Origin of the sequence: Myxococcus sp. MISCRS1, from assembly GCF_026626605.1 — a bacterium.
Taxonomy (GTDB): Bacteria; Myxococcota; Myxococcia; order Myxococcales; family Myxococcaceae; genus Myxococcus; species Myxococcus fulvus.
The window spans coordinates 4,301,803-4,324,899 of record NZ_JAPNKB010000001.1; the positions used below are offsets into that span (position 1 = coordinate 4,301,803).

19 protein-coding genes are annotated in these 23,097 nt (G+C 72.7%); 6 read left to right on the top strand and 13 right to left on the bottom strand.

Going from position 1 to position 23,097, the window contains the following annotated elements; all coding sequences use genetic code 11:
• Positions 1-203 precede the first annotated feature (203 nt).
• From OWM54_RS16670 to OWM54_RS16685, 4 genes are all read right to left on the bottom strand, one after another.
• Complete coding sequence (locus tag OWM54_RS16670) at positions 204-2,777, bottom strand: hypothetical protein (RefSeq protein ID WP_267698156.1); 2,574 nt, start codon at positions 2,775-2,777, stop codon at positions 204-206.
• Positions 2,778-2,825: 48 nt separating this feature from the next.
• On the bottom strand, positions 2,826-3,860 hold the full coding sequence (locus OWM54_RS16675; protein ID WP_223745882.1) for a trypsin-like peptidase domain-containing protein: 1,035 nt from the start codon (positions 3,858-3,860) through the stop codon (positions 2,826-2,828).
• A 210-nt stretch (positions 3,861-4,070) separates the two neighbouring features.
• Complete coding sequence (locus tag OWM54_RS16680; RefSeq protein WP_267698157.1) at positions 4,071-6,491, bottom strand: alpha-2-macroglobulin family protein; 2,421 nt, start codon at positions 6,489-6,491, stop codon at positions 4,071-4,073.
• A complete protein-coding gene (locus OWM54_RS16685) occupies positions 6,488-9,586 on the bottom strand; it encodes an MG2 domain-containing protein (protein WP_267698158.1) in 3,099 nt (1,032 codons plus the stop codon). The genes OWM54_RS16680 and OWM54_RS16685 overlap by 4 nt, the downstream gene beginning before the upstream one ends.
• A gap of 107 nt (positions 9,587-9,693) precedes the next feature.
• On the opposite strand from OWM54_RS16685, the gene OWM54_RS16690 reads away from it, so the two are divergent.
• The gene (locus OWM54_RS16690) at positions 9,694-10,887 is read left to right on the top strand and encodes a hypothetical protein (protein ID WP_420715380.1); all 1,194 of its coding nucleotides are present in this window, start codon (positions 9,694-9,696) and stop codon (positions 10,885-10,887) included.
• Here OWM54_RS16690 and OWM54_RS16695 read toward each other — a convergent pair whose 3' ends face one another.
• Positions 10,888-11,169, bottom strand: a complete 282-nt coding sequence (locus OWM54_RS16695) for a hypothetical protein (protein ID WP_141332980.1) — start codon at positions 11,167-11,169, stop codon at positions 10,888-10,890.
• Positions 11,170-11,252: 83 nt separating this feature from the next.
• Positions 11,253-11,447 (bottom strand): hypothetical protein, encoded by a 195-nt coding sequence (locus OWM54_RS16700; protein ID WP_046710946.1) that lies wholly within the window; start codon positions 11,445-11,447, stop codon positions 11,253-11,255.
• A gap of 230 nt (positions 11,448-11,677) precedes the next feature.
• Between OWM54_RS16700 and OWM54_RS16705 the strand changes: the two genes are divergently transcribed.
• Positions 11,678-11,887 carry a hypothetical protein gene (locus OWM54_RS16705; protein ID WP_141332979.1) on the top strand — a complete coding sequence of 70 codons (210 nt, stop codon included), beginning with the start codon at positions 11,678-11,680 and terminating at the stop codon, positions 11,885-11,887.
• A gap of 57 nt (positions 11,888-11,944) precedes the next feature.
• Here OWM54_RS16705 and OWM54_RS16710 read toward each other — a convergent pair whose 3' ends face one another.
• The 4 genes from OWM54_RS16710 to OWM54_RS16725 all read right to left on the bottom strand — a co-directional run bounded on the left by OWM54_RS16710 (position 11,945) and on the right by OWM54_RS16725 (position 15,194).
• The gene (locus OWM54_RS16710) at positions 11,945-12,334 is read right to left on the bottom strand and encodes a hypothetical protein (RefSeq protein ID WP_267698159.1); all 390 of its coding nucleotides are present in this window, start codon (positions 12,332-12,334) and stop codon (positions 11,945-11,947) included.
• Positions 12,335-12,527: 193 nt separating this feature from the next.
• Positions 12,528-13,202: a hypothetical protein gene (locus tag OWM54_RS16715; protein ID WP_223745877.1), complete on the bottom strand. Its 675-nt coding sequence runs from the start codon at positions 13,200-13,202 to the stop codon at positions 12,528-12,530.
• 124 nt (positions 13,203-13,326) lie between these two features.
• Positions 13,327-14,127, bottom strand: coding sequence for a nucleotidyltransferase family protein (locus tag OWM54_RS16720; protein WP_223745876.1), 801 nt, complete (start codon positions 14,125-14,127; stop codon positions 13,327-13,329).
• A gap of 161 nt (positions 14,128-14,288) precedes the next feature.
• Positions 14,289-15,194, bottom strand: coding sequence for an AEC family transporter (locus tag OWM54_RS16725; RefSeq protein ID WP_267698160.1), 906 nt, complete (start codon positions 15,192-15,194; stop codon positions 14,289-14,291).
• A 764-nt stretch (positions 15,195-15,958) separates the two neighbouring features.
• Here OWM54_RS16725 and OWM54_RS16730 point away from each other — a divergent pair.
• Positions 15,959-17,230 (top strand): MDR family MFS transporter, encoded by a 1,272-nt coding sequence (locus OWM54_RS16730; protein WP_267698161.1) that lies wholly within the window; start codon positions 15,959-15,961, stop codon positions 17,228-17,230.
• A 71-nt stretch (positions 17,231-17,301) separates the two neighbouring features.
• Here OWM54_RS16730 and OWM54_RS16735 read toward each other — a convergent pair whose 3' ends face one another.
• Together OWM54_RS16735 and traC are read right to left on the bottom strand one after the other, a co-directional pair.
• A complete protein-coding gene (locus OWM54_RS16735) occupies positions 17,302-18,768 on the bottom strand; it encodes a M57 family metalloprotease (protein ID WP_267698162.1) in 1,467 nt (488 codons plus the stop codon).
• A 312-nt stretch (positions 18,769-19,080) separates the two neighbouring features.
• The gene (traC, locus tag OWM54_RS16740) at positions 19,081-20,892 is read right to left on the bottom strand and encodes an outer membrane exchange accessory lipoprotein TraC (protein WP_267698163.1); all 1,812 of its coding nucleotides are present in this window, start codon (positions 20,890-20,892) and stop codon (positions 19,081-19,083) included.
• Positions 20,893-21,153: 261 nt separating this feature from the next.
• Here traC and OWM54_RS16745 point away from each other — a divergent pair, with 261 nt between their 5' ends.
• From OWM54_RS16745 to OWM54_RS16755, 3 genes are all read left to right on the top strand, one after another.
• A complete protein-coding gene (locus OWM54_RS16745) occupies positions 21,154-21,390 on the top strand; it encodes a hypothetical protein (protein WP_046710939.1) in 237 nt (78 codons plus the stop codon).
• 156 nt (positions 21,391-21,546) lie between these two features.
• Positions 21,547-21,966 (top strand): response regulator, encoded by a 420-nt coding sequence (locus tag OWM54_RS16750; protein ID WP_223749338.1) that lies wholly within the window; start codon positions 21,547-21,549, stop codon positions 21,964-21,966.
• A 78-nt stretch (positions 21,967-22,044) separates the two neighbouring features.
• The gene (locus tag OWM54_RS16755; protein WP_267698164.1) at positions 22,045-22,833 is read left to right on the top strand and encodes an FRG domain-containing protein; all 789 of its coding nucleotides are present in this window, start codon (positions 22,045-22,047) and stop codon (positions 22,831-22,833) included.
• Positions 22,834-22,842: 9 nt separating this feature from the next.
• On the opposite strand, the gene OWM54_RS16760 is transcribed toward OWM54_RS16755, so the two are convergent.
• Positions 22,843-23,058, bottom strand: coding sequence for a hypothetical protein (locus tag OWM54_RS16760; protein WP_223749336.1), 216 nt, complete (start codon positions 23,056-23,058; stop codon positions 22,843-22,845).
• Between the last annotated feature and the right edge of the window lie 39 nt (positions 23,059-23,097).

The window sequence follows — 23,097 nt, forward strand, 5'->3', positions numbered from 1 at the left end:
TCGGGCGCGCTCTCACTCATGAGCTCGAGAAACTGCCGCTCATGACCGTCCCCTCCTCGCATCCTGTCCGCGCTCTGCACCACGAACCCGCCACCCGGAATCAACTCCAGGCAGCGGTAGACAATCACATCCCCGTCACCCATGCGCTCATACACGTCATGACGCAGATACAGAGACGCCCGCATACTCACCATTGCAGCATCTCAGGAGTCCCCACCCGCGCTCGCGCCGCCCCGTCGGTCCACGCGGGTCAACAGGCCCGCCAGTCCCTCGAAGCTGGCGTTGCCCACCTGATGCAAGCCAAAGCCCCACAGGAACGCCGTCATCCCCGCGCCAAAGCCTCCCCACGTCGGTGAGAAGACGTTGAGCAACTGAAGCCCCAGCACCACCGCCACGCCCGTCAGCAACACCAACATCGCCAGCTCCACCAGCCACAGATGGCGCGCCGCCGGCAACGGCATTCCCTCCAGCTCCCCCAGCGCCCCACCCGCGTCCTCCGCCCCCACGGGCGCCTCCGGCAACGCGGGCAGGCTGCCTCCCGTGGGCGCGCTCGCCGAGGGCACCTCCGGCACCGACGCCGTCGAGCCCCGCTCCACGAACGACAGCGGAGTCCCCGGTCGCCCCATCCCGACCCCCTGGGAGCTCGGATACCTCTCCAACGCCAGCTGCGCCTTGTCCGCCTTGTACTCCGCGTCCTGCAACGTCTCGGGCGTCAGCGCCAGCTCCGCCTCGTTCAGCAACGCGTTGATGTGCCCCAGCTCATGCAACTGCCCCTCGCCCTCCGCCTCCCCCCGCTTGCGCGACACCTCCGCGCGCAACCCGGCAATCCGCACACGCACCTGCCCCGTCTGCGCGCGGTGGAGCGCATCCCGCGCCTCGCGATACCTCGCCGAGGCCTCGTGCGGCGACTCCGCCGCCAGCGCCAACATCGCCTCGCGCAGCTTCGCCTCCGCCGCGTCCAGGTCCGTCTTCTGCGCCTCCGTGGCCGCGCTCCGCGCCTCCTCCACCGCGCCGCGAAGCTCCAACAACAACCGCCGCACGTAGTGCGCGTACGCCCCCTGGTACAGCCGGAAGCCCTCGTCCACGTTCACGTCCGCGCGCGCTCGCGCCTGCTTCAGCCGCTCCTTCACGTCCGACGTCAGCTCCCGCCACTCCTCCAACGAGAAGCCCCGGGGATTGCGCGGCGACGCCACTGCCTGGGACAGCTCCGCGCACAGCACATCGAAGTACGAGCGACGCGCCATCTCGAACTGCTGCCGCGCCGTCGCCACGTCCCCCTGCCCCAGACGCGCCCTCACGTCCTGCAGCAACGGCAACAGCTCATACGTCAGCCGGAACCCCAGGCTGTCCTCCCCCAGCTTCTGCGCCAGCGCTCGCGCCTGCGCCTCCAACTCCTCCAGCTTCGCCTTCAGCCCCGCCCGCGCCAGCTCCTGCACGTTCTGCCCGCGCAGCACCTTGAGCTGCTCCTCCAGCCGCTCCGCCGGCACCGTGCCCAGCCGCAGCGACGTCTCCGCCTCCTCCAGCGCCGCGCTCGCCGACTCGGGGCGCATCTCCGGCGGAAGCGCCCGCAGCTCGCGCGAACAGCCGCGCCACGCCTCGTACAGCCGCAGCTCGGACTCCACTCGCGCAAGCTCCCCGTCCGCCACCCGACCACCCCTCACCGGCGAGCGGATGCGCGAGATGAGCGCGTCGATGCGCCCGCGCACCTCCAGCCCCACCTTGCGCGCGTCCTCCTCCTGGCCCTCCAACAACACACTCATCCTCCGCCGCAGCACGCGCGCCCGCTGGAGCTGCTGCGCCCTCGGCCGGATGCTCTGCGTGTACAGCCGCACGCCATACGACGACACCGCGCCCGCCGCGATGAGCAGCGCGCCCCACAGCCACGGCGTCCTCACCCACACCGTGAACGGCTGCTCCACCGCCACGCCCTGCGGCACCGCCATGCGCACCGTGCCCGTGTACTCGCCCGGCCCGTCCAGCCCCCTCAACCGCATCAGCAGCGTGCCGCTGCCATTCGCCGCCACCGTGACGCCCTCCACCGTGGCCAGGTCCAAGTCCGCCCCGTCCTTGCCTCCACCCTCCAACCAGAAGTCCGCGCCACCGAAGCGCGGCTGCACCAGCGTGGCCCCCAGGTCCGGCGCCTTGTGCGAGAGCTGGAGCAGCCTCGGCACCGACACCTTCCCCGTCACCCCCGCCGTCTCCTTGAACGGCAGGCGCACCGTCGCGTCCACCGCGCCGAAGCCCCACCCCGGCGCCGCCACCGCGGGCGACGTCGCCACGAACTGCACCGCCGGCACCGCCTGCACCCGCGTGACGATGAGCGACGTCGTCTCGCGCCCACCCTCGTGCACCAACACCACCTGCCCCGTGTAGTCCCCCGCCGCCGGCAGCTTCCCGGACACCTCCACGTGCAGCGGCGAGCGCGGGGACAACGGCGCCACGCCCGCGTCAGCCGAGGCCGGCTCGCGCACCACCGCCGTCAGCGCCACCTGCGAGCCGTCGCTCGCCTGCAGCGGGTCCACCAGCACCGTCACGCCGCCGGGCAGCCCGTCCTGCACGCCCGCGTCCGTGGAGGGCGGCGACAGCAGGTCCACGCGCAGCACCGCGCGGAAGTCCTCCGACGTCGTGCGCAGCTTCACCTCGTTGCTGGCCGTGGCGCCGGCCACGCGCAGCCGCGACTGGGCGCTCGCGCCACGCCACGGCGCGACGAGCAACACGAGCAGGGCCAGGACGCAGAAGCCCCGACCACGGAGGAAGCGGGCATCGAGGACGAACATCCACCGACGATAGCAGGCGCGCCCCCCGCCTCCAGTTCACACCCGCCCTCACGTCCAGCCGAGCAGCGCCTTCACCTCCGGCGACAGCCCGCGGCGGATGGTGTCCGTGGGGATGCCCTCGTTGTGACCAGTAGCGGACGGCATGCGCGGCCCGCCGCTGTGATGCAGCGCGACGAGCCGCAGCTCCTGCGTGAAGCAAGGCGCCCCCGAGGAGCCCGGGCTCGTGGACGTCCGATAGGACACCCGCGTGCGCGAGGCGTTGACGCCCAGGAACTCGTCCAGCGCCACGCTCATCGGCTGCCCCTCCGGGTGCTGGACGATGAGCGCCAGCTGGCCAGGGATGATGGGCGTCGGCTCCTCGGGCAACTCCAACCAGCCCCGCGGCGCGTCCTCCACCTGCTCGTCACCGGGCGAGCCCTCCACCTGGAGGAAGGCGTAGTCGAGCTCGCTCACCATCGCCTCCCTCGGGCGCGGGTGCATCAGGTCCGCGGGGCTGTACGGACTGCGCGCGATGCAGCGCTTCACCACGTACTGCCTGCCCGGCTGCAGGAGCGTCCGGTCCGGCAGCACCTTGTGGTCGAAGCGCACGCGCAAGGACTCCAACAGCCGGTTCTCGATGACATGGAAGTTGGTGAGCACCACGTCGCGCGACACCAGGAAGCCCGTGCCCAGCGAGGCCCCCACCACGGGCTCCACCCGACACACGCGCCGCTCGATGGCGGACAGGCGCTTGCGCCACCCGTCCGCGGCGCCCTGCTCCCACGTCGGGCCGACGATGCGCTCCAGGCTGCGACGCGGGACGCTGCGCTGCACCGACGCGAGGTAGCCCTGCATGAAGCGATTCAGGCGGGGATGGCGCGGCTGGGCGCCGTGCATGCCCGTCACCAGCTCGCGCGTCCACCCCTCCGACTCCGCGCGGAGGATGAGCCCCGACGCCCGCTCCCTCGGGCCTCCCCTGGGCACGAGCAACTCCAAGTCCCGGTGACAGACATTGGCCACCACCCGACGCAGCTCCTCCACCGAGGGGAAGGCCCCCAGCAGCGCCAGCAGCAACTCGTCTCTCTCCGCGCCGTCGAGCTCCATGGTGCCACCCGTGAAGAACCGCTGACGAGGCCTGCCCCGGCCCGCCGCCGCCGCCGTGACGCTTCCGTATTCTCCGCACGGCGCGACGGGATTCCCAGTGGAAGCAGCCCGCATGCCCTGACGTGCAGGGCCCCACCGGCTGGCAGGACACCCCACCCCCCAGCCCCAGCCCCTGGGGCCCGGGGCCGGGAGTCCACGCGGACACCGGTCTCAGCGCACCGCCCAGGTGGCGGGAGGTACGTAGGAGACCAGGTCCGGCCGAGCCTCCACGCGCAGCGACGACGCGCCCGTCTGGAGCGTGCCCCCCAGCGTGGGGATGACACGGAAGCGCGCCTGGAAGGGTGCCCCCGGACCGCGCGGCGGCAGCTTCAACGTCACCGCGCCGTCCTCGGACGTCCACGAGGACACGCTGCCAGAGGCCACCAGGGCATCCAGGCTCGCCGCGTCCACCTGTGCCCCCGCCGGCAGGCCGTGCCGCAGCTCCAGCGCGAGCCCCGAGGGCGTGGTCGCCTGCACCGTCACCTCCACCGGCTGGCCCACCTTCGCCTCCTGGGACGAGACCACCGCCAGCTCCAGCCCTCGCGCGTCCTCCTTCGCCCACGGCACCGCGGCGGACAGCGCCAGCGCGAAGCCCAGCCCCGGCACCGCCGGCTCCGCGCGCACCGTCCACGCGTGCGCTCCGGCCGAGCCCGTCGCCGGGGCCTCCATCACCAGCACCTCGCGCAGCGCCTTCGCGTCGTAGGTGCCCTCCGTCACCGCCTGGCCGTCGCGCTCCAGCACCACCCTCACCCGCGCGGGCAGCGGCTCCTTGAAGAGCGCCACCACGGCCCGCAGCGCCAGCCGGTTCGCGCGGCCGCTGCCCCAGCCCGTCGACGGCGCGTAGCCGGACAGCAGCGACGCGCCCAGGTCCGCCAGGGGCGCCTGGGGGTCTCCTTCCAGGCCCAGCACCGCGAGCGCCGTGGCCTCCGCCTCGGTGGGGGACTGGCCGTTGGCCGCCACCACGCCGGACTCCACCGGCAGGTACACGGCGCCGTCCTCGCGCTTCTTCAGCGCGTCGCGCACCTGCGCCCGCAGGGCCTCCCGCAGCGAGCCCTTCACGACGCCGCTCGACAGCAGCGCCGCCGCCGTGTAGCCGTCCTTCACGTGCGCCCGGTTGCGCTCCAGCGCGCCCTCCGCCAGCGCCGTGAAGCGCGAGGCGCGCCGCTGTCCCGCGGGGCTCCCCGACGCCGCCACCACCGCGCGAGCGCAGTCCGCCGTGGCCACCAGCAGCCGCTGCAGCGTCCAGCCATCACCGCCCTGGCACGTGCCGTCCGGCCGCTGCGCCTGCGCCACCCAGCCCGCGAGCCGCTCGCCCAGCCGCGCCAGCACCGGGTTGTCCGGATGCGCGAGCGCGCCCTCCACCAGCAGCGTCCCCGTCGCCACGTCCGGCGTGCGCGACATCCTGAGCGCGCGCTGCGTGGCCCGCGCCACCAGGACACGAATCGACTCCGCGTCCACCAGCCCTCCCGAGGACTCCGGAGGCATCGCCACCCGGCCCTGGCTCGGCGAGAGCGCGGAGCGCACCACCTTCGCCGCGTCGGGCTCGCCCAGCGCCGTGAGCAGCTCGGGCGCCTTGCCCGCGAGCAGCAGCGCGTGCGCCACGTCCTCCACGCTCTCGCGCGCGCCCGCCGACGACAGCTCCGAGCGCAGCACGCCGAGGCCGCCCGGGTACACCTGCAGCCGCACGCGCTCACTGCCCTCCTGCGCGTCCGAGGGGCCGGTGAGCGACAGGGTGCGCGGCGTGGCCAGCGTGCCGCTGCGCGTCTGCACCACCGGCCGCCCCGTGGGCCAGACATCCAGGGGCCGCTCGACGCTGTCCGCGTCCCCCAGCGACGCGCGCACCGCGACGGGCCCGGGGCCCGAGACGCGCACCGTCACGTACTCCACCACGCTGCCCCGGGCCGGCACGCGCACGGTGCGAAGGCCGCCCTCCACCACCGCGCCCGTCGCGGCCACCTTCAGCGGCGCCTCCACGGCGGACTCCGTGGTGTTCACCACCTGCACCGGCACCCGCGCGCTGTCCCCCGCGCGCAGGAAGGCCGGCACCACCGGGTCCACGTACGTGGGCAGCGTGCCCGCGAAGCTCGTCACCGCGCCGGCCTGCGCGCCCGAGCGAGAGTGCGCCAGCGCCAGCACCCGCCAGCGGGTGAGCCGGTCCGGCACGCGCACCGGCAGCGTCGCGGCGCCGGAGTCGTCCGTCACCACCAGCGGCTCGAAGAGGAACGTCTCGGGGAACCACGCGCGGCTCGGCGCGCCCTCGGCCTGGGGCGAGGCCTCGTCCTTCATCGGGCCCCCTCGCGAGGCGCCCTTCTTCTTCGCGCCGAAGGCATCGTCCAGGCCGCCGACGGCCACGGCGCCCGGGGCACCGCCCTCCACCTCCTCCATCACCGGCTCGGCCAACGCCTCCATGGGCGCCGGGGCGGCCTGGGCCTTCATCGGCGACTGAAGCCTCACCATCATCTCCGGCTCGGCCGAGCCGCTCAGCGCGTCCGCCGACATGCCCATCAGCGGCCGCGCGGCGAAGAGCGCCCCGAACACCGCCACCACGCCCGCGATGAAGCACACCACTCCGACGATGACCGTGCGCTTCATGGCGCCTCCCGGGCAACCCACGCGTTCCAGTTCTCCACGTCCTCCGGCAGCCGCGTCCCGCGCGACACCACCGCGCGCGGGTCCGTCAGCTCCAGCAGCGCCTGGGGCAGCCGCGACAACCGCAGCCGCTGGCCATACGCATCCGTCACCTTCTCCCCGCGCGCCTCGCACGCCGACAGCGCCTGGGCCCACAGCTTCGCCAGGCCCTCGGGCGCCAGCGTCTCGCCCTCGGGCGCCTTCTCCTCCCACTCACGCACCCGCGCGTGCAGCTCCCCGAGCACCGTGTAGAAGGGCTCGGTCAGCTCCACGTCCGGGTCGAACTCGATCACCTTGAGGCCCCGCACCCGCGACTCCGTGTCCACCAGCGTGGGCACCGAGCTGACCCGCAGCAGCGCCGCGGCGGCCGCGTTGGAGCCGCGGATGCGGCCCTGCGCCAGCGCGATACCATCCAGCACCCCGAAGGCGGGCGAGGACACCGCCGGCGCGGGACGCAGGCTCGCCAGCGCGTCGCCCCCCGGCAGCGGGACCAGCTGCCCCAGCGTCTCGTCCACGCCGACCAGGCCCACCGCCGCCGGGCCGTCCTTGCCATCCACCCGCGTGCGCACGAGCAGCCGCGCCAGGTCCCCGGGCGCGTACGCCGGCTTCTCCGGCGACACCTCCACGGACAGCCGCGCGCGCGGCGCCACGTACACCCGCGCCCGCGTCCCCGCCCACTCGGCCTCCGCCCAGCCCTCGAAGTCGTCCGGCAGCCGGAAGCGCGCCGAGGTGGCGCCCTTCTCCAGCTTCGTCACCAGCGTCTGCTTGCCGGCCTGGAGCCGCAGCTCCTCGGGCAGCTTCCCCTGGAAGGACGGACCGCGCATCAGGTCGATGCGCACCTCGTCGCCACCGCGCGCCAGCACCGGCGTCGCGCGCAGGCGGAAGGGCGGCAGGCGCGCGGGGCGCAGCAGCCACTTCGTGTCACCCACCGGCTTGCCCTCCACCGTCGCGACCACCTTCAGCTCGTAGCCCAGGAAGGTGGTGGCCTGTCCCTCGCCGTCGTCCTCCCCCTCACCTCCGGCGGGGTGGACGGTGAGCTCGGCGATGCCCATCGCCTCCAGCCCCGCGTCCTCACCGGAGCCGAAGGCGGACGCGGAGGCCTTCAGCCGCGAGAAGCGCTCCTGGATGCACGCCACCGTGGACGCCCCCAGCTCGCTCTTCACCCACGGCCGCGAGGACCAGGACGTCGTCAGCGCGCCCTTCGCGCCCAACCTCCAGGTGAGCGACATCGGGAAGGGGCTGCTCGTGGACTGCGTCGGGGACACACAGGCGCGCGCATCCCGGGCCGCCGTGCCCAGCGAGTCCATCAACGCCGTCGCGGTGCCGAAGGCCGGATGCACCGCCAGCTCCACCCACGGCAGCCCCGGGTCCTGCACCTCGAGGCTCAGGGCCAGCATCCGCTCACGCCCCGCCGGCAGCGCACGCGTGCGCACCGCCTGGGCCAGACACCGGGACAGCGCGTCGTTCGCGCCCACCACGTCCACCACCGCGCCGCCCATGCCCACGCGCACGGCCAGCGGCACCTCGCGCACCGGGTCCTCCGGCAGCACGAAGCGCGCGCACGGGAGGAGCGCGGGCAGCCAGGCCTCCACCGCGACGCGGTCCTGGAGCGACTCCTCGCCGTCCTCCTCCAGGAGGCTGCGCACCTCCGTCAGCGTCACCGACGGCGCCGGCGGCGGGCGGCGCACCGGCATCGGCGGCACCACCACGTTGACGGGCGGGCCCGGGTCCAGCTGGAACGCGGCCACGCCGTCCTCGTCCGTCACGCCCCGGACGCCCTCGTCCTGGGGGTCCCACGCGCGCGTCACCGTCAGCTCCGCGCCCGGCAGCACCCGCCCGTCCGGCGTGGTGGCGCGCAGGTACACGCGGTTGCTGAAGCCCTCCACCAGCCCGTCCTCCAGCTCCGTCACCGACGACACCGCGAGCGCGTCCTCGGACAGCAGCAACGACACGCCGCTCGCGACGCGGTCCCCCGCCGCGTCCTTGGCCACCACGCTCGCGGACAGCCGCGCCTGGCCCCGCAGGTCCTCCGGCACGCGCGGCAGCGTCACCTGGAAGCGGCCCGCCTTGTCCGTACGCGCCTGGCCTGGCAGCCCGCCCGTGCCCCACTCGGGGGGCGGCGGCCACGCGCCCGAGACGTCCCACGACAGCTCCACCTCCGCGTCCGCCACCGGCGCGCCGGACGCGTACACCACCTGTCCCTCCACCTGGGGCACGTCGCCCGCGCGCCAGTAGGGGCGGGGGCTCTGCGCCTCCACGCGGAAGCGCGGCAGGGTGAACGGCTTCACCGTGAACTGCGCGCGGGCCACCGTCTCGCCGCTCGCCCACTCCACCGTCCACGCTCCCGTGGGCGCGCCCCGGTCCAGCGGGAAGTCTCCCGCGACGACGCCCCACGGCCCCGCGGGGGCACGCTCCTCGAGCACCACCTCACCCGAGGGGTCCTTCAAGAACCACGTCCCGGGCCGCCCATCCAGCGGCGCCAGGTCCTTCGCGCGCAGCGCCACCGCGCGGAAGCGCACCTCGTTGCCGGGCTCGTACAGCGGCCGGTCCGTCAGCACGTGCGCCACCGCGGGCGCATAGAGCGGCAGCGGTATCTCCACCGTGTCCTCGCCCAATGGCGTGGAGAGCCGGGCGCTCAGCCGGTAGTCACCATCCGGCACGTCGGGCAGCTTCACCGTGGCCCGCGACACCTCGCCGCCGTCGCGCTTCCAGGGGCCGTCCTTCTCGGGCGTCAGCGGCGTCTCTTTGCCCTCGGCATCCACCAGGAACAGCGACACCGAGCCGCGCCGCACCCGCGCCGTCATCCGCTCGCCCCGCGAGTCGATGCCGTGCGCGTCCGCCCACGCGAAGACCTCGCCAGGGAGGTTCCGACCGAGTCCCTGCGCACCCAGGCTCACCGTCTGACGCAGCGTCCCCACCGGACAGCGCGCGAGCTTCACGCCTCGCAGCATCCACGTGGACACGCACACGTCCCACGCCGTGAAGGCCCACAGGCCCACCAGCAGGAACGCCACCAGGCCCCCCGTCAGCCATGGACGGCGTCGCAACCGCTCTGTCATGCATCCTCCCCGAGTCCCTACTGTACGCCGGGAAACCCCCAAACCGTTCCCAGCGTCCGTTTTCGCGTACACGGCACCCATGCGGTAGCGTCGAGCGCTCCATGCCTGTGTCGCCCCCCAAGCCCCGCGCGCCCCGTGTTCCCCAGGATGCCCTGCCCTCCCGCCTGGAGGCGCTGCTGCATTCGCTCACGGACCGACACCTGGCGGACCGGCTGGAGCGCGTGCACCGCGCGGCGGCGGTGGCCATCGACCGGCTGGGACACCTGAGCATCGCGAAGTACGAGCCCACCACGGTGGAGCCCGAGGGCGGCGCGGACCTGGCCCTGTGGGAGACGATGGCGCCCGCCATCGGCGACACGCTGGTGGGCGTCAACCAGCTCGTCACCGCCATCCACCACGAGTTCCCCCCGCCGCCCACGCGAGGCGCCTCGGACGGCGGCTGGGCACCTCCCCCGGCCAGCTCCGACGAGCGGCTGGCGCAGGAGGTGGAGACGGTGCTGCACGCCATCGCGGAGCGGCTGTCCAAGCGCGTGTCGGAGCTGGGCCAGCAGATGCGACGGCCCGAGGTGGTCAGCGACCAGTGGACGCTGATGGCGAAGCTGCAGGCCTTCCGCGCGGACTTCCGCGTGCGCATCGGCGACCTCGTCTACCTGACGGCCGCGGCCTTCGAGGACGTGCGGCGCGAGGACGTGGTGCCCGGCTACGTGCACCAGGTGGGCGCCCGCGCGGCCCTGCGCGCGGCGGCGGCGGACCTGCGCCGCTCGCTGCAGGGGAGACTGGAGCGCGCGGCCAAGGCGGAGGCGCCGTCACGGCCCACCTTGGCGAGGCAGGCGGCCGAGAGCCTGTCCGCCTTCATCACCCTGCCCGCCTCGGTGGCGCTGCGCACGCCGCAGAAGCAGCACGTGCTGACGCTGCGCGCGCGCATCCAGGAGGCCGCGGGCAGGAGCGAGCTTTCCGCGGAGGCGCTGCCGGAGCTGGTCGAACCGTTCCTCGGCTTCCTCGACGAGGCGATGGACGAGGTAACGCGCACGTGGCTCACCGTGCATGACCGCGAGCTGTGGGCGTCGTGCGGGGCGAAGCTGGAGCAGGCGGAGATGCACCTGACGCTCGGCTCGCAGGGCGCGGCGCGCGTGCTGGCGGACGCGGTGGACACGGCGGCGGCGCTCTACGGCCGCTCGACGCCCTTCGACGGCTTCCTGCGCAAGGCGCGTCAGGAGGCCGCCGAGGGGCTGGACGAGGCGGGCTCATGGGGCCTGCTCGAGCGCTTCCGCGAGCGCCTGGCGGCCCTGCCCTTCAGCTGACTACTTCGGCTGCGTGTCGGCGGGCAGCGCGGGCGCCTCGGGCTTCGGCGGCAGCACGCGCAGCTCGTTGAAGCGCTCCGCCAGCGTCTGCGGCGTCAGCTCCTCCTGCCACTGCTTGGGGCTGGTGTTCCAGCCGAAGTCCGCCGGCACCTTGCCGCCACCCTGGCTGCGGTAGCCAATCATGTCCGGAAACTGCGTGCTCCAGCGGCCCGCGGGGTCCGGCTCCTGGGTGATGTGCTCCCGGTTCGGGCGGTGGAGGAAGTTCTTGCTCGCGTCGCTCATGGCACAAGCCTCTCCGAAACCCGGCCCCAAGGGTAGTGGGAAGCCACGGTGCCCGGCTCCCCACGCCCGGGCACGAGGGTTCCTCAGGCGGCCTTCCGGGCCTTCCCCCGTCGCACGGGCGGCCACACCCGGGGGCCGAGCTCGAAGATGGCCGCGAAGTAGCGCGCCTGCGCCTCGCTCGCGTACCGGTAGCGCCTCACCTCGCCGTCCGAGGTGACGACCTCGACGCCCCACCCCTTCTTCTCCTCGCGCACATCCACACGCTCCACACCACCCATGCCCTCCCCCTCTCGTGTTCCCGGCTCGGGGCAGATCAATCCACGTGCCAGTCGCGCCACGTCGGAGCCGGGGGTTGCGATGTCGTCAGGACGTCACTCGCGTCCGAGCCCGTAAGGAATGCAGGTGCGCTCGCCTGTCCGCCTGCTCCTTGCGGGGGGAGGGCCAGGAGGATGCGGGTGGCCTGGTGCGGTCTGCTTGTGCCGCGCGATTCCTGCGTTACTTGTGGGACATGACCGAAATCGAGAGCAACCTCGGCGAGCGATTCGCCGAATTCGTCCTTCCCGACGGCTGCGTGCTCTGCGGCGGAGCGGTGAGCGTGCGCGCCACTCCCTCCGGCGCGAACAGCTACTGCGCGCACTGCCACTGGTTGTCCAAGCCGCGCATGCGCGTGAAGGACAACGGCGTGGAGCTGTCCTTCGGCGCGACCGCCACCGCCTGAAGTCTTTCTTTCGCGTCGAGCCCGAGAGCGGGCTCGACGCATCCACCTGCCGACGACTCAGGACGCGCTACACGCCCACTGGCCCGTTGGCATGCAGTAGCAGTTGCCCGCGCGGCGGTTGATGCAGCACGAGCGCGTGCCGCCCACCGGTGAGCAGGTGCGTCCCGCCAGGTACGAGCAGGCGCTGTTGGGCGACAGGCAGACGCTGGGAATCGTGGGGAGGCAGATGTTGTGCAGCCCGTCGCACTCCACGGACTCCCCCGGATAGGTGTTGCACGTCGTTCCCTCGCACGTCACCGTCGAGCCGTTCGGACACGTCGTCGAACAGACGACCGCGCTCGAAATCTGCCCCAGCGAATCCTCCTCCGGCTCCACGGCTCCGGTGCCACCGCAGGCCAAGAGGCCGGACACGACGAGGGCCGACAACACACCCAGGCACAGCTTCATGGTGGGACTCCTTCTTCCGCCAGGGATGGGCCCGCATGCCCATCCACGCGCCGACGTGCGCGAGCGGAAGTCAGGGATTGAAGCACGGGCCGCGCGGAGACTCCCGCGAGTGCCACGTGACTCACCATGACGGATGCATCTGGATTGCACGATTCCGCGCGGAGCGGCTCGACCGGCCCGCACCGGGCCCACCTCAACGCCGAGGTGTCTCGTTCAGGCCAGGCCCCTCCAGCGTGCGCCCGGTGTTCGCGGGCGCCTCGCGCGGCGGGGCGGGTGGCAGGCCCTTCGCGGAGAGCAGCAGCGACAGGAGCGCGGCCTGCTCCGCGGTGTCGAGCGCGAGCACCGTCTCCGGCAGGCTCAGCGTGACGGCGGTCGGCTCGCCCTCCAGGTCCGGCTGACAGGTGCGCCACCCGGTGTAGCGGCCCCCCGCCACCGTCAGCGAGTAGCTGCACCCGCCCACGTCCCCGGAGATGCCCACGGGCGAGAAGACCAGCGAGGTGGGCCAGTTGGACAGCTCACCGTCCACGCGCATGCCCTGCTCGGAGGAGAAGCGCGACAGCTCCAGGCGCGTGTCCTCCACGCCCACGCGCCCCACGATGGGGCCCCGTCGCCAGCCCAGCTCCACGTCGCCGCCGCGAAGCTGGCCACGGAAGGACGCACCCGTGCGGCGCAGGTCGAAGCCGCCACCGCTCAGGCGCTCCTTGCCCAGGGAGATGGCGAGGGACTGGTCGCCCACCTGCAGGCGGATGGGCCCCGAGCGCTGGGAGGTGGCGAGCTGCGCGCTCGCGGGCGCGACGACGCCGAGGGACAGCAGCACCGCGCCGAAGCGGCCGAGCGCGCGTCGGGGTCCTGACGGGGAACGGGCCACGGGACACCTGCCTTGTTCGCGAAGGGACACTGGAAGCAAGGTAGGGCCGTGAGCCCGGAAGGCACATGGGCCCACGACTCGGGGGCTCGCACGGTGGGACGTGGAGCCCCCCGAGTGAGGGCGCTCAGTGGGGCCCGTGCAGGCCCGGCGCCTCGCCGCTCGCGACGGAGTCCGCCTCGCGCTGGCGCTCCTCCCTGTCCCAGCTGTGCCCGTCCTGGAAGCCCCACTCGTCCACGTCCACCTGGTAGCTGACCTTGGACAGGATGCGCCCCCGGCAGATGCGCTCCTGCCAGTTGCCGGCGTCCACGGAGCCGTTCGCGCGCGAGAGCAGTTCGCGCATCAACCACTCCGGCACGGTGGCGCGGTCGGACGGGTAGGCGAAGCGGAAGAAGAGCAGGTGCGAGAGCAGCACTTCCCAGTACCGGTCGAAGCGGCGCAGCAGGCGCTGCCAGTCGAACGTGGGCCCCGCCTTGAGCAGCAGGTGGGTGAGCTCATGGCCGTCGAAGCGCTCGCGCTCGAGGACGAAGGCCTTGCTCCAGAAGATCTCCTCCGCGGGCGGGACACGGCACGGACAGCCCAGCACCTGGGCCGGCACCGCGTGCTCGAACCACGCATCATCCACGGCGGTGAAGCCGTTGCCGGAGCCGTAGATGAGGTCGACGAGGAAGTCCTCCCAGAAGGCCTTGTGCAGCCAGCCGTGGACCTCGCTCTCGGTGCGCCACTCGTGGCGCGCGAGCATCTCCACGGCGCGGTCCCCGTCCTTGCGATGCAGGAAGAGGTCCAGGTCCTTCGTGTCGCGGTAGAGGCCCGTGTAGTGGGCGAAGGCGTAGGCCCCACCCACGAGGAACGGAATGCCTGCGTCGGTGAGAAGTTGGATGGCGTAGGTGCGCGCGCCCAGCTCCGCCACGGAGCGCCGCACTTCCATCCGCCTCGGGTCTCCTCCGGGTGCCCCGGAAGCCTTCGGTGGTTGCTCGGCCATGACGGAAGATAGGGGAGCTGCGGCTACACGTCAGTGAGCCGTCCGCGCACCCGCCCGCAGAGCAGGCGGGCAGACCAGACGCCCGCTCACCTCCCCCCGAGGATGACTCAGCGCACCAACCACAGCATCACCGGCGCTGTGACGAAGGACAGGGGGATGCCCACGCCCACCATCAGCACCGCCAGCTCCGGGTCCAGGCGGTGCTCGGCGGCCAGAATCGCCGCGCTCACCATGGGCGCCATCGCCGCCTGGAGCACCGTGGCCTGCACCACCATGGGCGACAGGCCGGGCAGGGCCCACAGGCCCAGCATCACCCCGCCCGGCACCAGCACCAGCTTGTAGAGCAGGCCCAGGGACAGCGCCGGCAGCCGCGCCTTCACCCCGGACAGTCGAAGCTGCAGGCCCACGGAGAACAGCGCCAGCGGCGTCAGGAGCGCGCCCAGCCGCTCCAGCACGGAGTCCACCCAGACGGGGTAGCCCACGGGGCGCAGGAGCAGCGCCAGCACCAGCGCAACGAACGGCGGGAAGGTCGCCACCTTCTTCGCGAGCGCGCCCAGGGGCAGCGCCACCTCCGCGCTCGCCCTCGCCGCCGCCAGCGTCGCGAGCGTGGACAGCACCAGGAACGAGCCGAGCTGATCCACCACCACCGCCACGGCGAGCCCCTCCGCGCCCAGCAGGGCCTCCGCCATCGGCAGGCCCACGAAGGCCGTGTTGCCCAGGCCGCCCGTCAGCACCAGCGCGGCCACGGACTCCTTGGACAGCCCCAGCTTCGGCCCCAGCCACCGGAAGAACGGCCCCGCCGCGAGGTAGTACAGCCAGGGCACCACCGCGGCCACCAGCAGCGACGGCACGAACTCCAGCCGGTGCATCACGCGCAGCACCAGCGCGGGCAGCGCCACGTACAGCACGAAGGTGTTGAACGGCCCCGCGGAGCCCTCCGGGAACTTCCCGCTCCGGCGGGCCAGCACACCCAATACCAGACACGTGCCCAGCAACCCGATGACCTGACTCATGACGCCCACGCCCTCCGGCTTCGCCACCGTCCCACCCCTGCCTCGCGGGCGATGACGTCCCGCGCTGATAGCGCGCAGGGCGGGCCCACACCAGCTCCCTCGCGACCCAACGGCGCCAGCGCCCGCGTCGCGAGGCCCACGCCACCGCGCTCGCCCGGAGCTCCCGGCAAGCACTCCGCACCAGCGCCCTCGAGAGGTCCGCGCCACCGCGCTCGCCCGGAGCGCCCCGCAAGCCCACCGCGCCAGCGCCCTCGAGAGGCCCGCGCCACCGCGCTCGCCCGGAGCTCCCCGCAAGCCCGCCGCGCCAGCGCCCTCGTCGCGAGGCCCACGCCACCGCACTCGCCCGGAGCTCCCGGCAAGCACTCCGCGCCAGCGCCCTCGTCGCGAGGTCCGCGCCACCGCGCTCGTCCGGAGCTCCCGGCAAGCACTCCGCGCCAGCGCCCTCGAGAGGCCCGCGCCACCGCGCTCACTCAGCGCCCCTCGCGAGCAAACCGCGCCAGTGCCCTCACGAGGCCCGTGCCACCGAACTCACGCAGGGCCCTGCGCCGCCCGTCCTCCCTGGACGATGTCAGGCCCGGCGCGATGGCCCGTCCCGCTGCACCTGGCGCAGCGCGAAGCACGCACCCCACCGCCGTCGCTCCCATGCCCGACCTCCCCCATCCGCCCCACTTGAACTCCTCGGAGCACCAAGCAGCACCACGTTCCACGGGCTCCCGCGGCCGCTCGTGCAAGGGCGTTCGCGCTGACACATGCTGCGTGCGCACATGAGTTCGCGATGGACGACGAGCGCGCTGGGCAGGGCCGTGCATGAGATGGCCGGCGGCCTGCCGCGCACCTACTGGGTGCTGTGGGTGGGCACCCTGGTCAATCGACTGGGCAGCTTCGTGGTGCCCTTCCTCGCGCTGTACCTCACGCGCGAGCGGGGCTTCAGCGTGGAGCAGGCGGGCCTCACCGTGTCGCTCTACGGCGTGGGCGCGGTCATCGCGAGCCCCCTGGGCGGCATGCTCGCGGACCGCGTGGGCCGGCGCCTGACGCTGGCGGGCGGCCTGTGGCTCGGCTCGGTGGGCATGCTCCTGCTCGGCTTCGCGCGCGAGCCCTCCTCCATCGCGCTCGCCGCCTTCTGCCTGGGCATCCTCGGAGAGCTCTACCGTCCCGCCGTGTCCGCGGCGGTCGCGGACGTCGTCACCCCCGAGGACCGGCAGCGCGCCTTCGGTCTGCTCTACTGGGTCATCAACGTGGGCTTCGCCGTCGCGCTGCCGCTCGCGGGGCTGATGGTCCGCTTCGGCTACGTAGCGCTGTTCGTGGCCGACGCCATCACCACGTTCACCTACGGGTGCTGCATCTGGTTCCTCCTGCCGGAGACGCGCCCCGCCCGCACCGCGTCGGAGGACGCCCAGGCCCCCGGCGCCCTGCGCTCGCTGCTGACGCCCTTCCTGGACCCGAGCTTCGTCGCCTTCGCGCTGCCCATCCTCGGCGTGGCCATCATCTTCCATCAGAGCCAGGTGTCGCTCCCGCTCGACCTGAGCGCGCGCGGCCTGAGCGAGGCGCAGTTCGGCGCGGTGCTGTCCGTCAACGGCCTGCTCATCGTCGCGCTCCAGCCCTTGTCCCACCGGGCGCTCAAGCACCTGCGCCGCGCGCACTCGCTCGCGCTGGCGGCGGCCCTCACCGGCCTGGGCTTCGGCCTGCACGCGCTGACGGGCAACGTCGCGCTCGCGGCGCTCGCCGTGGCCATCTGGACGCTGGGGGAGATGGCCCAGGCCCCCGTCGCGCCCTCCGTCGTCGCGGACCTGGCGCCCACGCGGCTGCGCGGCAGCTACCAGGGCGCGTACCACATGCTCTGGGGCCTGGCCTCCAGCGCCGCGCCCGCGCTCGGAGGGCGGGTGCTGGGGCGCGCGGGCACGTCCGCGCTGTGGCTCGGGTGTCTGGTGCTGGGGCTCGTCTGCGCCGTGTGGCAGCTCGTCATCGCCCCCGCCCGCCGGCGCCGCCTGGATGCCCAGCGCGCGGTGGGCGCGCAGCTGAGCCCGCTCATCGACTGAAAAGACCACGGGCGGCCTCCCCGACTCGGGAAGACCGCCCGTGTTTCACTCCCGGGTGTCGGGAGTGTGGACTACGGCTTGGTGTAGCTGATGGCCAGGTTGTACGTGCCCGCCGTGTAGCCGCGGACCTGGACGTACGCGCTCGTCTGGCCGGCGGGCACCGTCAGCTCGCACGTCTCGGCGGCGCCCGTCTGGTACGGGCGGCAGTTGTACGCCGTGGTGGTGGGCGCGGAGCCGAAGCGGACGTAGAGGTCCGGGTCACCCGAGCCCGTCATCACGACCTTGAACGTGCTGCCAGCCACCACGCTGTACGCGGGGAAGTTGGTGACGCTGCCCGAGGCCACCGTGCCCGACTTCGTGTCCGTGGAGGGCGTGCCGCCCGCGTCCGGACGGGTGTAGTTGATGGTCAGCGTGAAGGTGGCGGCCGTGTAGCCGCGCACCATGACGTACGCCGTCGTCACGCCCGCGGGCACCGTCAGGCTGCAGGACTCGGACGGGCCGTTGAGGTACGGGCGGCAGTCGTACGTGGTCGTGGTGGGGGCCGCGCCGAAGCGCACGTACAGGTCCGGGTCACCCGTGCCCGTCATCGTCACGTTGAAGGCCGTGCCGGGGACCACGGTGATGGCCGGGAAGGCGTTGTTGGTGCTCGCCGCCACGGAGCCCGTGAGCGTCGTCGTCGTCGGGGTGCCCGTGCCAGGACCCGGCGGCTCCGGGTCCGTGCCGCCCGGCGCGCCGTAGAGCGCCACGGCGCCCTGCGCGTCCAGCGCGGTGATGACCAGGTCCCCGTTCTGGGTGCCGTTGCACTGCGGATAGTGCATGACGGACGCGGAGTCGTACGCCGTCAGCTGACGCCAGTTGTTGTCCTCGAAGCACGTGCCGGCCTGGGGACGGGTGTGCTCGTGGCGGAAGCCCAGCGTGTGGCCCAGCTCGTGGCGCAGGATGCCCTCGAGCGTCCACGGCGGGATGCTGCCGAAGGCCGACGTGTCGATGAGCACGTTGCGGTTGGCGCGCGTGTCGTTCGGGAAGAACGCGCGGGCCAGGTACTGGTTGCCCGAGTTCACGATGCGCACGTCGAAGACGACGTTGCTGTTGCTCGCGGTGCAGTTGCCGTCCTGCGCCACCACGTGCACGAAGTCCACGTTGGCCACGGCCTCCCAGGCCTCGGCCGCGCTCTTCATGGCCGCCACCGCGGTGTTGTACCGGGTGCCGAACGACGAGGAGCTCACGCAGTAGGTGATGTTCTTCTTCTGCGTCGCGTTCCAGGCCGCGTCCACGCCGCCCGCGGTGTGGACGATGAGCTGCCCGTTGCGCACGTTGTTCTCATAGAACTCGCGCAGGTGCTTCTCGCTGGCGAACGGCGTGTCACCATCCGCGATGAAGATGCCGGTGTCGGGCTCCTGGTACACGCCCGCGAGGAACTCCTCCCACGACATTCCCTGGCTGACCTCCTCGGAGGGGGGAGGGGTGGTGTTTTCGCCGCCGCAACCGGCCAGCAGCGCCAGGCCCGCGAGGGCACCGACAATCTTGGACTGGGACATGAACATCCTTCTTCGCAGAGGAATGAGGCTCCCGGACTCCCACAGCCCGGGGACCCCTGCCCTGAGCAGGTGTCATGCCATCCAGGTAACTAGCGGATTTCCCTTAGCTTCCCACTGAAACACCCGGTATCCACGGAGCGCCTGGACTCCACGCCTCGGGGACCGCGGCGTAAAGACTCATGACACTTTGAAGTCCGTGTCCTTTGATTCCAAATGGTTACAACCCCGTAACCAAAGTGTCCTGGGACAGGACACCTGAGTCGAAAGGTGTCGCGGGTCCGTACGGACTCTGGTTACAGGGGCAGCGGCGACTTACAGGCCCAGCAGCGTCTCGGGGCGGTTGAGGCCGCGCGCGCGGGCCAGGGGCTGGAGGACATCCGCGGGGGGCGCGTCCGCGGTGAGCAGCAGCGCGCGCACGGCGGTCTCCACCACGTCCTCGGCGCCCGGGCGCACCATGCCCCGGCGCGCGTCCTCCACGCGCTTGCCCCGGTACGCATCGAAGCGCTCCTTCACCCGGCGGGCCAGGTCCGACACGGCCTTGTCGCCCACCTCCACGCGCAGCTCCAGCTCGTTGCGCAGTTGCACCGGGTCCGCCAGCACGCCGTACCGGTCGTAGCCCTTGTGCGCCAGGTCCTCGTGCATCACGGAGAAGTCATCCGTGTGCGGCGCGGGCACCTGGGACTTGAGCAGGTCCCGCATCACCGCGGTGACGGAGGCCGTCACGGTGAGCCGGTGGAGCTGCACGTCGTAGACGAAGTCCGAGTACATCGGCTCCTCCACCGTGACGGGCTCGCGGAACGTGGTGTCGCGGTGGCGCTGCACCTCGATGCGCTGCGTCTCCGACTTCTCCAGCGCGGCCTCCAGGCTGGCCTCCTTGACCTTCACCGCCGCCAGCAGCAGCGCCAACGCCTGCTCCTCCTTCGCGCAGGAGCTGGAGGCGCAGCGGGCGGGGCTGCACTCCCCGGGCAGCGTGCCGGGCTTCTCCGCCTCGCGCGCGGCCTCGCCGCACTCCTTCAGCGCCTCCAGGCACTCGCGGCGCTCGCGCTCGCGGCAGCGCTCCGTCCCCGCTCGCAGCAGGTTGAGCTCCGTCTGCAGGCGCAGGTACTCGCGCAGGGCCTGGGCCTGCTTGCGGTCCACCTCCTCCTGGGTGCGCTCGGCCTGCAGCAGCTTCGTCTCGAAGCCGGCGCGGCGGGGGTTGGGCACGGACGTCTTGCCCGCGAGGTAGCGGTGCGAGCGCTGCGAGTCCTCCACCGCCTTGAGCGGCAGCACGCGCTCCAGGGACAGGTCCAGCTTCACGCCCTCGCGCCCCTCGGGGGCCTCGGTCACCACGCGCAAGGGCAGGTGCGTGGGCAGCATGGCCGCAAGCCGCCCCGCCGCCAGTCGCTGCGCTACGTCGGGCGCGCCCGCGCGGTCCTCCACCGGCGTCGCCACGACCAGGAAGGCCACCTCGTCGCGCAGCTTCTGGCGCACCGCCTCCGCCCGCTCGCGCGCCGCGGTGGCGCCCACGCGCTCCTGGTCCGCGCGCACATAGGCGACGAGCGCGTTGCCCAGCTTGCCCGCCTTCTCCAGCCCGTCCCCCGTGTTGAACCAGCGCTTGGCCCACGCCACCTGCACCGCGTCCAGGGCCTTCTTGGCGCCCGTGTGGTCCGGCGCCACCGCCAGCACCGCGTCCAGCTCCGCGCGGGCCTCCTGGAGCTTGTCCGCCTTGAGCGCGGTGAGCGCCACGGCCACCCGCTCGTCCAGCGTCACGTTGAGCAGCTCCCTGGCCGCCACGTTCTCCGCGTCCAGCTCCAGGGCGCGCACCAGCCGCTTCATGGCGCCGTCCAGGTCCCCCGCGTCATGGACGCTCCGGGCCTCCTCCAGCACCACCTGGCTCCAGGCGCGGCGCACCTCGCGCAGCTTCACCGTCACCTCGGAGGCCTCCGGGTCCGCGGCGAGCGCGCGCAGGTAGGCCGCCTCCGCCTCCGCCCACTTCTGCTGCTGGCTGGCGGTGTCGCCCTCCTTCACGGCGCGGGAGAAGGCCGAGCAGGCCGTCAGGGCCAGCAGCGCGGCCAGGGCGAAGGCGCCGAGCGCGCCGCGGGACGACGAGGGAGCCGGACGAGGGGGACGGAGGGGGGCGGACACGCCCGCATCTTCCGGGAAAGGCGCCACCGGGTGAAGTGTTCGGATGAAGCCAGCCCTCCCCGCCCGTGCCCGCCAGGCCCCTCCCACACGCCTGGCACCTCGCCCCTCGAACGGACGACCCCGCGGGTTGGCAACCCTTGCTGCTGGCCCTTATCAGGTGCACCTCGTGGTGCCCGCGCTCCGGACTCGCAGATGGGAATGACGCGTCGCACCAGCCGGTAAACGGTTCATCGCACCCACGAGGGGGGCAAGAGAGTCATCATGTCCTGTCCACAGCCACGTCCCACCGAGTTCCGCCTGCCCATGCGCGCGGAGTCCTTCTCCATCGAGGAGCACCGCAACGTGCACTGCCGCTTCTATGGCGGCTGCATCGACGTGGCGGTGCGCCAGGATTGGGACAGCTTCACCTGCTCCAGGTGCCCCCTGTTCCAGCAGGACACCGCGCCCGGCGCGGACCAGTACGCCTTCAACCAGCCCGCGGAGAACGGCAGGCCCTAGGCCGCCCGTCCGGACTCCGACGGACCGGTCCCTCCTCCAGGTGCGGGAGGAGGGCCGGGGGCCTCCGGGGTTCTTGTCCTTCGCAAGGCGGTGGGAGCGCCGGACCCACGCGCCGCTCGTTGGATGTCTCCTTCCGGCCGCTGTGAGCCCGAGCGCATGACCTACCGTCCCGTCGTCGTCCTGGCCGAGGATGATGGCCTCCTTCGAGAGGCGGTGGCCGAGGCCATGGAGCTGGAGGGCTACCGCGTCGTGCCGTGCGACAGCGGCTTCTCCGCCCTCAAGGCCTTCTTCGCCGAGCCCCGCGTGGACGTGCTGGTGCTCGACTGGCTCCTGCCCGACATCGAGGGCCGGGACCTCATCCGGCTCCTGCACGCGCAGCGTGAGCTGTCGGACCTGCCGGTGGTGCTCACCACGGGGCTGGAGCTGGAGCTGCCCAGCTTCGAGGGCGCGGTGTGCCTGTTGCGCAAGCCCTTCGATTCGACCGAGCTGTCGCGCATCCTCCACCGGCTCACCCACCCGACGCGTTCCACGACGCCGGCCCGGTCCTTCGCGCCCACCGACTCGCGCGTCGTCTGACGCGCGGCTTCCCAAGCAGCCCCTCGCGCCGCATCTTGAAGGCCGTGTGTCCCCTGTCGTGGGGACACGGGCCTTCGCATGCAAGAGCACCGGGTCAGCTCATGGCTGGAGCTCCAGGAGGCGCTGTTCGCGGACTCCTGGAACGAGGCGCTGGGCCGCCACCGCGCCAGCTACGTGTTCCGCGGCATGCCCCACGCCGAGCACGACCTGTCCACCGCGCTCAACCGCCGGGGCCTGTTCGTCCGCAAGGAGAAGGACCTGCTGCGCGCCTTCCGCAAGTACGCGCGCGGCACGCCCCGTGAGCCCCTGGACTCCGTCTGGGATTGGCTCGCCCTGGCGCAGCACCACGGCCTGCCCACGCGCATGCTGGACTGGACGTTCAGCCCCTACGTCGCGCTGCACTTCCTCACCGAGGACACGGACCTGGCGCACGAGGACGGCGTGGTGTGGTGCGTGGACTACCGGGAGACGAACCGGCTGCTGCCCCGCCCGCTCAAGACGCTGCTCAAGCGCGAGGGCGCGGACGTGTTCTCCGGGGAGATGCTGGCGGAGGTGGCGCCGTCCATCTCTGATTTGGACCGGCTGGCGCGCCACCCGTTCGTGCTCTTCTTCGAGCCGCCGTCGTTGGACGCGCGCATCGTCAACCAGTTCGCGCTCTTCTCGGTGATGAACGGGCCGGACGCGCGCCTGGACAGCTTCCTGGAGCGGCGCAAGCAGGGCGTGCGCCGGCTCATCATCCCCGCGGACCTCAAGTGGGAGGTGCGCGACAAGCTGGACCAGGCGAACCTCACCGAGCGGGTGCTCTTCCCCGGCCTGGACGGGCTGAGCCGCTGGCTGCGTCGCTACTACAGCCCGCGGCCCAGGTAGGCCGCCGCCTCAGGCGTGCGCGTGCACGTGGGGGCCGGGGTGGTGGTGCTCATCGTCCTGGTCGTTCATCGTCACGTCACCGACGATGCCGCGCGCCCGCTGGTTTTCAGTCACCTCGCGGATGTCCTTCTCCCACTTGTTGCCGGCCGCGCCGAAGAGGATGACGGCGAAGATGATGAGGCCGAAGAGGAGCGTTCCAATGAGCGCCGCGCCGAGAATGGTCATCGCTGGACCTCGAGGTTGGGGGCCGCCACCCGAAGAGCG